7 protein-coding genes and 1 rRNA gene are annotated in these 9720 nt (G+C 70.9%); 3 read left to right on the plus strand and 5 right to left on the minus strand.

Annotated elements, in window-relative coordinates; translation table 11 throughout:
* Positions 1-634: ribosomal RNA gene (locus Q7W29_13805) — 16S ribosomal RNA — on the minus strand; the annotation flags it as partial.
* Between the two features lie 444 nt (positions 635-1078).
* Here Q7W29_13805 and Q7W29_13810 point away from each other — a divergent pair.
* Positions 1079-3205, plus strand: a complete 2127-nt coding sequence (locus Q7W29_13810) for a PBP1A family penicillin-binding protein (GenBank protein MDO9172896.1) — start codon at positions 1079-1081, stop codon at positions 3203-3205.
* Here Q7W29_13810 and Q7W29_13815 read toward each other — a convergent pair.
* Genes Q7W29_13815 through Q7W29_13825 form a run of 3 tightly spaced genes read right to left on the minus strand, consistent with a single transcriptional unit; the run spans position 3202 to position 6174 of the window.
* Positions 3202-4545 carry a thymidine phosphorylase gene (locus Q7W29_13815; protein MDO9172897.1) on the minus strand — a complete coding sequence of 448 codons (1344 nt, stop codon included), beginning with the start codon at positions 4543-4545 and terminating at the stop codon, positions 3202-3204. The two genes, Q7W29_13810 and Q7W29_13815, sit on opposite strands and share 4 nt — an antisense overlap.
* Before the next feature lie 13 nt (positions 4546-4558).
* Positions 4559-4969: a cytidine deaminase gene (gene cdd, locus Q7W29_13820; GenBank protein ID MDO9172898.1), complete on the minus strand. Its 411-nt coding sequence runs from the start codon at positions 4967-4969 to the stop codon at positions 4559-4561.
* On the minus strand, positions 4966-6174 hold the full coding sequence (locus tag Q7W29_13825; GenBank protein MDO9172899.1) for a phosphopentomutase: 1209 nt from the start codon (positions 6172-6174) through the stop codon (positions 4966-4968). Before Q7W29_13825 ends, cdd begins: the two co-directional genes overlap by 4 nt.
* A 168-nt stretch (positions 6175-6342) precedes the next feature.
* On the opposite strand from Q7W29_13825, the gene Q7W29_13830 reads away from it, so the two are divergent.
* Complete coding sequence (locus tag Q7W29_13830; protein ID MDO9172900.1) at positions 6343-7752, plus strand: replication-associated recombination protein A; 1410 nt, start codon at positions 6343-6345, stop codon at positions 7750-7752.
* Entirely contained in the window at positions 7749-8708 is a 960-nt protein-coding gene (locus Q7W29_13835) for an ATP-dependent 6-phosphofructokinase (protein MDO9172901.1), read from the plus strand. The genes Q7W29_13830 and Q7W29_13835 overlap by 4 nt, the downstream gene beginning before the upstream one ends.
* An 84-nt stretch (positions 8709-8792) precedes the next feature.
* On the opposite strand, the gene Q7W29_13840 is transcribed toward Q7W29_13835, so the two are convergent.
* The gene (locus Q7W29_13840) at positions 8793-9683 is read right to left on the minus strand and encodes a hypothetical protein (GenBank protein MDO9172902.1); all 891 of its coding nucleotides are present in this window, start codon (positions 9681-9683) and stop codon (positions 8793-8795) included.
* Positions 9684-9720 lie beyond the last annotated feature (37 nt).

Raw genomic sequence — 9720 nt, forward strand, 5'->3', positions numbered from 1 at the left:
GAGCCGTTGGCTTTCACCTCTGACTAACTGGCCCGCCTACGAACCCTTTATACCCAGTGAATCCGAACAACGTTTGCGCCCTACGTATTACCGCGGCTGCTGGCACGTAGTTAGCCGGCGCTTCCTCTGGAGGTACCTTCAACCCCCGCGGGTATTAACCGCGGGTATTTATTCCCTCCTGACAGAGCTTTACGACCCTAAGGCCTTCATCGCTCACGCGGCGTCGCTCGGTCAGGCTTTCGCCCATTGCCGAAGCTTCTCGACTGCTGCCTCCCGTAGGAGTCTGGGCCGTATCTCAGTCCCAGTGAGGCCGGACACCCTCTCAGGCCGGCTACCCATCGTCGCCTTGGTGGGCCATTACCCCGCCAACTAGCTAATGGGACGCGGGACCATCCTTCAGTGACAGCTTGCAAGCAGAGGCCATCTTTCAGCCGGCCACCATGCGGTCGCCGGATCGTATGCGGTATTAGCAGTTCGTTAGAACTGTTGTCCCCCGCTGAAGGGTAGGTTTCCCACGCGTTACTCTCCCGTTCGCCACTTTACTCATCCCCCGAAGGGAACTTTCTCGTTCGACTTGCATGCCTAATCCACGCCGCCAACGTTCGTTCTGAGCCAGGATCAAACTCTCCGTTGTAAAAATATACAACAGGAATCGTTTCCTGTTTTTCGCAAGACAAGACGTGATGGATCCGAGGATCCGACACGTCCGACTCGGAATCGTCGGGAATGTCTCGTACGCTATTCTGTTGTCAAAGAGCCGACCCAGGCGCAAGGCGCTGGCCGTGCCCATTTATGGGCCGACGGCAGAATGTATCCGAGTGCTGCGAAGTTGTCAAGTGTCTTTCGTAAAAAACTTTGACCGCTTCCGACCCGTTCTGCCAAACCCTCCGGAGGCACCCCCGGACCCGCACCTATCGGCTTGCGCCGCAATCGGTACGGGCGCGCAATCTAGCTTTGACCCATCCCGTTGTCAAAGGAATAATCCGCGAATGGCGAAATAACCGCGAAATGCCGGTTAAAGCTCCGCAACCGCCTTCCCTGCTTGTTCCTGGGCGTCGACTGCGCTAGGGTTCGCTCCATGAAAAACCTCCTGGAAGGCTCCATCTCGCCGCGCCGCGTCCGCGTCGCGCTGATCGCCGTGGCCGGCCTGCTGCTGCTGGGCGTGGGCGCGGGGCTCACCGCCGTGCGCCGCCTCTCGCGCGACCTGCCGTCGCCCGAGCGCATCCTGACCATCGAGCCCGCGCGCAAGACGCTCGTGCTCGGGGCCGACGGCAGCGTCATCCACGAGTTCTTCGTGGAGAACCGCACGATCGTGACGCTGGACCGCATCCCCCGCCGCCTGCAGGAGGCGGTGGTCGCCATCGAGGACCGCCGCTTCTACACCCACTACGGCCTGGACATGAAGCGCTTCGTCAAGATCGTCTGGGTCAACCTGACCTCGTCGTCGAGCCCCGGCGCCAGCACCATCACGCAGCAGCTGGCCCGCAACCTCTTCCTGACGCTCGACAAGACGGTGACCCGCAAGGTCAAGGAGATGATCCTCGCCCTGCAGCTGGAGCAGACGTACAGCAAGGACGAGATCCTGGCGATGTACCTCAACCAGGTGAACTTCGGCAGCGGCGCCTACGGCGTCCAGTCGGCCTCGCGCACCTTCTTCGGCAAGGACGTGTGGGACCTCGAGGACGGCGAGTCCACGATGCTCGCCGGCATGATCCAGCTGCCGGAGGCCTACTCCCCCCTGCACAACCTGGAGCGCGCCTACCGCCGCCGCACGACGGTGCTGGAATCCATGGTCGCCACCGGCGCCTTGAGCCGCGACGAGGCGCGGAGCATCAACCAGGTGCGGGTCGTCGTCCGCGACGGCCGCCGCCGCTCGACCACGCCCTCCTTCGCGCCCCACTTCGTCGAGGAGATCCGCCAGCACCTCGAAGCGCGCTACGGCTTCGAGGGTCTCTACACCGACGGGCTGCGCGTCACCACCACCCTGGTGCCGCGCTACCAGCACTGGCTGGAGGAAGCCGCCGCGAAGCACCTCGAGCGCTACGAGCAGGAGAGCCGCTACCCGATGACCAAGGCCCGCTTCGACGCGCTCGCCGCCGTCGGCAAGCGGCCCGCGCGCGTGGAGTACCTGATGGGCGCCTGCGTGCTGCTGGACACGCGCACCGGCGCGGTGCTGGCCCTCTACGGCAGCCGCGACTACGACGACTACCAGTTCAACCTGGCCATGCAGGCGCAGCGCCAGCCCGGCTCCATCTTCAAGCCCGTCGTCTACCTGACGGCGCTGACCCACGGCTACACGCCGTGCTCGATCCTGATGGACACGCCGGTCTCCCTGAACACCGGCGCGGGCTTCTGGCAGCCGCACAACTTCGACAACAAGTACCTGGGCCCGATCACGCTGCGCTACGGCCTGAGCCACTCGCGCAACGTCGTCGCGGCCAGGCTCATCGACGACGTGGGGGTCGTGCCGGTGATCGAGACCGCCCGCCGCCTCGGCATCACGAGCGAGCTGCCGCCGGTGCTCTCGCTGTCGCTGGGCGCGGGCGAGATCAACCTCGTCGAGATGGTCTCGGCCTACTCCTCCTTCGGCAACCACGGCGTGCGCGTCGAGCCCTACCTGATCACGCGCGTCGAAACCGCGGACGGCGAGGTCCTGGAGGAGGGCGGCGTGCGCCAGCGCGAGGTGCTGGACCCGGCCACGGCGTGGCTGATGGCCGACCTGATGACCTCGACGCTGACCGAGGGCACGGCGCGCGCGGCCCCCCGCTACGGCTTCACCAAGACCGCGGCGGGCAAGACCGGCACCTACAACGAGTACACCGACGCCTGGTTCGTGGGCTTCACGCCGAGCTTCGCCGCGGGCGTGTGGGTGGGCTTCGACACGAAGGTGAGCATGGGGCGGGCGGGCACCGGCGCGCACATGGCGCTGCCGATCTGGGCCGAGCTGATGGGCAAGGTCACGGCCGAGGGGCCGGACGAGCCGTTCCCGCGCCCCGAGGGGATCGTCCAGAAGCGCGTCTGCCTGCTCTCCGGGCTGCTGGCGACCACCGGCTGCGATTCGACGGCCGTGGAGTACTTCCTCGCCGCCGGCTTCCCGCGGCGCGCGTGCGACCGCCACGGCGGGGCCCTGCTGCGCCCGGTCGAGGGCTGGGTCGATCCGGCGCCGCGGGAGCTGCGCGACATCGAGCTGGAAGACGAGTTCTAGCGGCCGTCGGCGCCGGGCGCCGCATCCTCGATCCGGCCCAGGACCAGGGGCGGCGCCGCGGTCGGCGCCGCCGCGATCGCCAGGGCTTCACGCACCCTCTGCGCCGCGCGCGCGGCCGCCGCGGCGTCGCGGGCCCGGATCCAGGCCAGGGGCTGGCCGCGCGCGACGCGCTCCCCTCGCCGCACCAGGACGTCGATCCCCGCCTCGAGGTCCAGCGCGTCCGACACCTGCCGCCGCGCGCCGCCGATCTCCGCCAGCGCGTGGCCGAAGCCGCGGCAGTCCACCTCCCCGATCCAGCCGTCTTGCGCCGCCTCGACCGCGATCAGTCGCGGCGCCAGCGCGAGCCCGAAGTCGGGTCGCGCGGGATCGAGCCGGCCGCCCTGGGCGGCCACCCAGCGCAGCATCGCGTCGAAGGCTTCGCCGCCGTCCCAGGCCCGCCGCACCGCGGCCAGGGCGGCGGCGCGGTCGCCGGCTAGGCCGGCGGTCAGCAGCATCTGGGCGACGAGGTCCTCGGTCAGCGCGACGAGGTCGGCCGGGGCGCGGCCGCGGCCGTCGGGCCGCAGAGCGTCGAAGGCTTCGATCGTCTCGCCGGCGTGGCCCACTGCCACGCCGAGCGGCTGGGACATGTCGGAGAAGACGACGGCCATGCGGCGGCCCCACGCCGCGCCGATGCGCATCAGCGAGGCGGCCAGCTCCTCGGCGGCCGCGCGGTCGGTCATGAAGGCGCCGGAGCCCACCTTCAGGTCGATGACGATGGTGCGCGGCCCCGCCGCCAGCTTCTTGCTCATGATGCTGGCGGTGATCAGCGGCACGCAGTCCACCGTGCCGGTCACGTCGCGCAGTGCGTAGATGCGGCCGTCGGCGGGCGCGATCTGCGGCCCCTGGCCGACGATGGCGCAGCCGGTCTCGGCCACCACGCGCAGGAAGGCCGCGTTGTCCAGGCGGATGTCGTAGCCGGGGATCGCCTCGAGCTTGTCCAGCGTACCGCCGGTGTGGCCGAGCCCGCGCCCCGAGAGCATCGGCACGCACAGCCCGCAGGCGGCCGCCAGGGGCGCCAGCAGCAGGCTGACCTTGTCGCCGATGCCGCCGGTGGAGTGCTTGTCCGCGGTGGGGGCCGGCAGGCCGGAGAGGTCCAGCTCCTCCCCCGAATGCAGCATGGCGCCGGTCAGCGCGGCGGTCTCGCGCGGCTCCATGCCGCGGCACCAGATCGCCATCAGGAGCGCCGACATCTGGTAGTCCGCGACGCTGCCCGAGGTGTAGCCCTCGACCGCGAACGCGATCTCGCGCTCGTCCAGGGCGCCGCCGCGCTTCTTGCGCTCGATGATCTCGACGATGTTCACGGGTCGTCTCCGTTCAGGGGGCTTCGCCGGGGGTGAAGTTGTCGAAGGGGCGGGGCAGCAGCTCGGACAGGCGGAAGGTCTCGACGTCGCCGCCGCGGCCGGCGAGGTGGATCACCAGGTCGGGGGCGAACTCCTGCAGCACCTGGCGGCAGGCGCCGCAGGGCGGCGTCGGCCGGTCGGTGTCGGTGACCACCGCCGCCGCGACGAAGTCCCGGCAGCCCTCGCTCACGGCCTTGAAGACGGCGACGCGCTCCGCGCAGATGCTCAGGCCGTAGCTGGCGTTCTCGACGTTGGTGCCCGCGTGCACGCGCCCGTCGGCGCCGAGCAGCGCGGCCCCGACCCGGAAGTGCGAGTAGGGCGAATGGCTGCGCGCCATCGCCTCGCGCGCGGCCGTCACCAGCCGCTGCTGGACCTCGAGCGTCACGTCTGCCTCCCCGCCGCGGCGCGGACCGCCGCCAGGAAACTGTTCCCGAGAACGGGCGCCGGCAGGCCGAAGTACTCGGCCAGGGTCGCCCCGAGATCGCCGAAGGTGGGCCGCGTGCCGAGGTCGGCGCCGGCTGCGACAACCTCGTCGTGGGACCCGCCCAGCGTCGCCAGCAGCGGCACGTACTCCCGCGAGTGGTCCGAGCTGGCCGTCGTCGGGTCGTTGCCGTGGTCGGCGGTCAGCAGCAGCAGGTCGCCGTCGCGCAGGACCGGCAGGAAGCCGCCCAGCCAGCGGTCGAAGGCCTCGAGGTCGCGCGCCATGCCGACGGGGTCGTTGCGGTGGCCCCACAGCATGTCGAAGTCCACGAGGTTCAGCAGGATCAGCGACGGGCCGGCGCCGACGTCCGCGTACAGCGCGGCCAGCGCCGCCATGCCCTCGGCGTTGGACTTCGAGACGATCTTCGCGGTCACGCCCTTGTGGGCGTAGAGGTCGGAGATCTTGCCGATGGCGCGCACCGCGACGCCGGCCGCCGCCAGCTGCGGCAGCAGCAGCTCGTCCGGCGGCACGACCGAGTAGTCGTGCCGGTTCGGCGTGCGCCGGTAGTCGCCGGCGGCGCCCAGGAAGGGGCGCGCGATCACCCGGCTGACCTCGTGGGGCGGCACGAGCAGGCGGCGGGCCACCTCGCAGACGCGGTAGAGCTCCGCCAGCGGCACGACCGACTCGTGGGCCGCGATCTGGAAGACCGAGTCGGCCGAGGTGTAGACGATGAGCTTGCCGGTGGCGACGTGCTCGTCACCCAGTTCCTTGATGATCTCGGTGCCGGACGCCGGCTTGTTGCCCAGGACGCCGTAGCCCGTCGCGGCGGTGAAGGCCGCCAGCACGTCGGCGGGGAAGCCGTCGGGGTAGGTCGGGTAGGGCCGCGCGGTGACGACCCCCATCAGCTCCCAGTGGCCGGTGGTGCTGTCCTTGCCCTTGGACACCTCGGCCATGCGCCCCCAGCAGCCGCGGGGCGCCGCCGCCGGCGGCACGCCCGCGACGGCGTGCAGGTTGCCCAGGCCGAGCGAGCCGAGGACCGGCAGGGCCAGCCCGCCCACGGCGGAGGCGGTGTGGCCGAGGGTGTCGTGGCCGACGTCGCCGTACTCGGCGGCGTCGGGCAGCGCGCCCACGCCGACGCCGTCCAGGATGATCACGATGGCGATGCCCACGCGGTGCGGCCTCCTGTTGCGGGTGCGTCCGCGGACGGTAGTCCCGCCCCGCGGCGAAGTCAATGCGCCAAGGTCGCACCGACCGGCTCCGGCCGCATCCCTCTCCCCCCGGAGCCGCGCCCGCAGGTCCGGCTTGTGCGGGCGCCGAAACCGGGTAGTATGGGCCGCATGGAAGATGAACTGTTCGGCGAGGGCACGAGGCGGGGGCGTTCCGGCGGCGACGGGCCCGCGGACGCGGCGGCCGGCCGGCCGCTGGCCGACCGCATGCGACCGCAGCGGCTCGAGGACATCGTCGGCCAGGACGAGCTGCTCGGCCCGGGCCGGCCGCTGCGCCGGCTCATCGACGGCGACGTGCTGCCGTCGCTGCTGCTGTGGGGACCGCCGGGCTGCGGCAAGACCTCGCTGGCCCGCGTCATCGCCGGCGTCACGGCCGCCAACTTCCTCGAGTACAGCGCCGTGCAGGTCGGCAGCCGCGAACTCAAGCAGGTCATGGCCGAGGCGGCCAAGCTGCGGCGGTCGCTGCAGCGGCGCACCATCATCTTCCTGGACGAGATCCACCGCTTCAACAAGGCCCAGCAGGACGCGCTGCTGCCCTGGGTGGAGAAGGGCGACGTGACGCTGATCGGCGCCACGACCGAGAACCCCTCCTTCGAGATCAACGCCGCGCTGCTGTCGCGCACGCGCCTGTTCGTGATGAAGCTGCTGGACGAGGCGGCCCTGACGGAGCTGCTGCGCCGCGCGCTGGCGGACCCCCGCGGCCTCGGCGGCGGCCTCGGCGGCGACCAGGGCGCGGCGACGGGCTTCGCCGAGGACGCCCTGCGCTCCCTGGCCGTGGCGGCCGACGGCGACGGGCGCGTCGCGCTGAACCTGCTGGAGATGGCGGCCGCGGCGGCGACGCCGGGCGAGGTCGTCGACGCCGCGGCGATCGCGCGCATGATCCGCGACCGCGCGATCCGCTTCGACAAGGCCGGCGAGGAGTTCTACAACCTGATCAGCGCGCTGCACAAGTCGCTGCGCAACAGCGACCCCGACGCCGCGCTGTACTACCTGGCCCGGATGCTCGAGGGCGGCGCCGACCCGCTGTACGTCGCCCGCCGCCTGACCCGCTGCGCCAGCGAGGACGTGGGCCTCGCCGACCCGCAGGCGCTGGCGCAGGCGCTCGCCGCGCGCGACGCCGCGCAGTTCCTCGGCATGCCCGAGGCGGCGCTGGCCCTGGCCCAGGCCTGCGTGTACCTGGCGCTCGCGCCCAAGAGCAACGCGGCCTACGCCGCCTACGAGGCCGCCGCAGACGAGGTCCGCCACGGCGTGAACCCGCCGGTGCCCCTGCACCTGCGCAACGCCCCGACGCGGTTGATGGAGACGCTGGGCTACGGCGAGGGCTACGCCTACGCCCACGACGCGCCCGAGGGCGTCGCCGCCATGGACTGCCTGCCGGACTCCCTGCGCGAGCGGCGCTTCTACGCGCCGACGGCGCGGGGGTTCGAAGCCCGCCTCGGCGAGAGGCTCGCGAAGATCCGGGACTGGAAGCAGCAGCGCCGCGACGGCGGCGCACAACCGACGAAAGACGAGGACGCATGAAGCGCATCGGTGTCTTGACGGGAGGCGGCGACTCCGCCGGCATGAACGCGGCCCTGAGGGCCGTCGTGAGGACGGCGCTGAGCGAGGGCGTCGAGGTGGTCGGCATCCAGCGGGGCTGGCTGGGCCTGAGCGAGGCCGACGCCCGGCCGCTGAACTCGCGCGACGTCGCGGGCATCCTGCACGCCGGCGGCACGATCCTGCGCACTTTCCGCTACCCCGACTTCAAGCTCGCGACCGGCCAGGAGAAGGTCGGCCGCGCCCTGAAGAAGCTGAAGCTGGACGGCCTGGTGATCATCGGCGGCGACGGCAGCTTCCGCGGCGGCGCGGTGCTGGACAAGACCTTCGACCTGCCGGTGATGGGCGTGCCCGCGACGATCGACAACGACATCCCGGGCAGCGACTTCTCCATCGGCTTCGACACGGCGCTGAACATCGCCGTGGACGCCGTGGACAAGATCCGCGACACGGCCTCGAGCCACGGGCGGATCTTCGTGATCGAGGTCATGGGCCGCTCCTGCGGGCTGCTGGCCATGCAGGCCGGCCTGAGCACCGGCGCCGAGGAAGTCATCGTGCCGGAGATCCCCTTCGACCTGGACGCGATCTGCCGACGCATCGAGGGCGGCTACGACCGCGGCAAGCAGCACGCGGTGATCCTGGTCGCCGAGGGCGCCGCCAAGGCGCCCTACATCGAGTACGAGCTGAAGAGCCGGCTGAAGCGCTCCATCCGCATGGTCGTGCTCGGCCACGTGCAGCGCGGCGGCTCCCCTTCGGCCGCGGACCGCATCCTGGCCACCCGCTTCGGCGTGGAGGCCACGCGGCTGCTGCTCGGCGGCGAGCGCGGCAAGATGGTCGGGATGGTCTCCGGCCGCCTCAAGGCCGGCCCGCTGGCTTCGCGCAGCGACGTCGCCCGCAAGCAGGTGCTGGCCTACGAGCAGATGCTGCGGCTGCTGACCTGACGCCGCCCGCCGACGGCCCGCAGAACGGAAAGCGCCCCCGCCGGCCGGCGGGGGCGCTTTCGCGACGGACGGCTCGCAGGAGCGTCAGCTGCCGCGGATCGCCGTGTTGGCGACCTTGAACCAGTTGATCCGGATCGTGCCGCAGACGTTGCGCAGCGTGCCGTAGGACTTGGTGCGCTCGATGATCGAATCGGACACGCCGGTCAGCGAGAACGAACCGACCAGGGGCAGGTTCTTCTCCTTCAGCAGCTGCAGCATGAAGCCCGCGCCGGCGTCGAGGTCGACCACCCGCAGCGTCGCGTTGTCCAGCACGATGTACCAGCCGTAGTCGTTGGGGCCGGGGTTCGCGCGCTGCGTCTCGCTCAGGTCGTGGCGGGGCACGTAGACGAAGTGCTCCACCATCGACTGCACCTCGGGCGCGCGGTCGCCGGCGTTCGCCGGCAGCAGGGGCTGGAAGGTGCTGAACAGGCGGGCGTTCATCTCGTTGAGGTTCGTGCCCGGGGTCTCGATCTGCTGCTTGGTCAGCTTGACGATCGACGGCAGCGTGTAGTTCGCCACCGAGTCGACGCGCGCGATCGCGGCGCCCTGGCGCACGCCCATCAGGAACAGGTGCGTGGTCGCGTTGCCGGCGGCGCGGTCGGTGAACCGCTTCTGCACGCCGAGGCGCTGGCCCTGGTACTTGCCGGCGTACTCGGTCTGGAGGGCGGGGCCGACCAGGAAGTGCATCTGGTTGCCCTGCTTGACGACCGCCACGTCGCCGCGCGCGAAGTAGAGCGGGGGCCCGTCGACTTCGAACAGGAATTCCGCGCTGCGGACCGAATCGGCGCCCGCCATCACGGCGCCCAGGGAGGCGGACAGGTAGGGATCGACCACCTTCTCCTTGCTGCAGCCGGCGAGCCCGGCCAGGATCGCGATGAGCACCATCGCCGCGAGGAGAAGCGGAGCCCGTCGCAGCACGGACGTGGCAGCAAACATGGACAACCTCCCTTGGGGGTATCGGATCGTGCCGGCC

The organism is bacterium (assembly GCA_030654305.1).
GTDB lineage: Bacteria > Krumholzibacteriota > Krumholzibacteriia > LZORAL124-64-63 > LZORAL124-64-63 > PNOJ01.

Excerpts from the sequence above, each read along its gene's own strand:
- Q7W29_13810 (MDO9172896.1), top strand. The coding sequence starts at position 1,079 with ATGAAAAACCTCCTGGAAGGCTCCATCTCGCCGCGCCGCGTCCGCGTC.
- Q7W29_13830 (MDO9172900.1), top strand. The coding sequence starts at position 6,343 with ATGGAAGATGAACTGTTCGGCGAGGGCACGAGGCGGGGGCGTTCCGGC.
- Q7W29_13835 (MDO9172901.1), top strand. The coding sequence starts at position 7,749 with ATGAAGCGCATCGGTGTCTTGACGGGAGGCGGCGACTCCGCCGGCATG.
- Q7W29_13840 (MDO9172902.1), bottom strand. The coding sequence starts at position 9,683 with ATGTTTGCTGCCACGTCCGTGCTGCGACGGGCTCCGCTTCTCCTCGCG.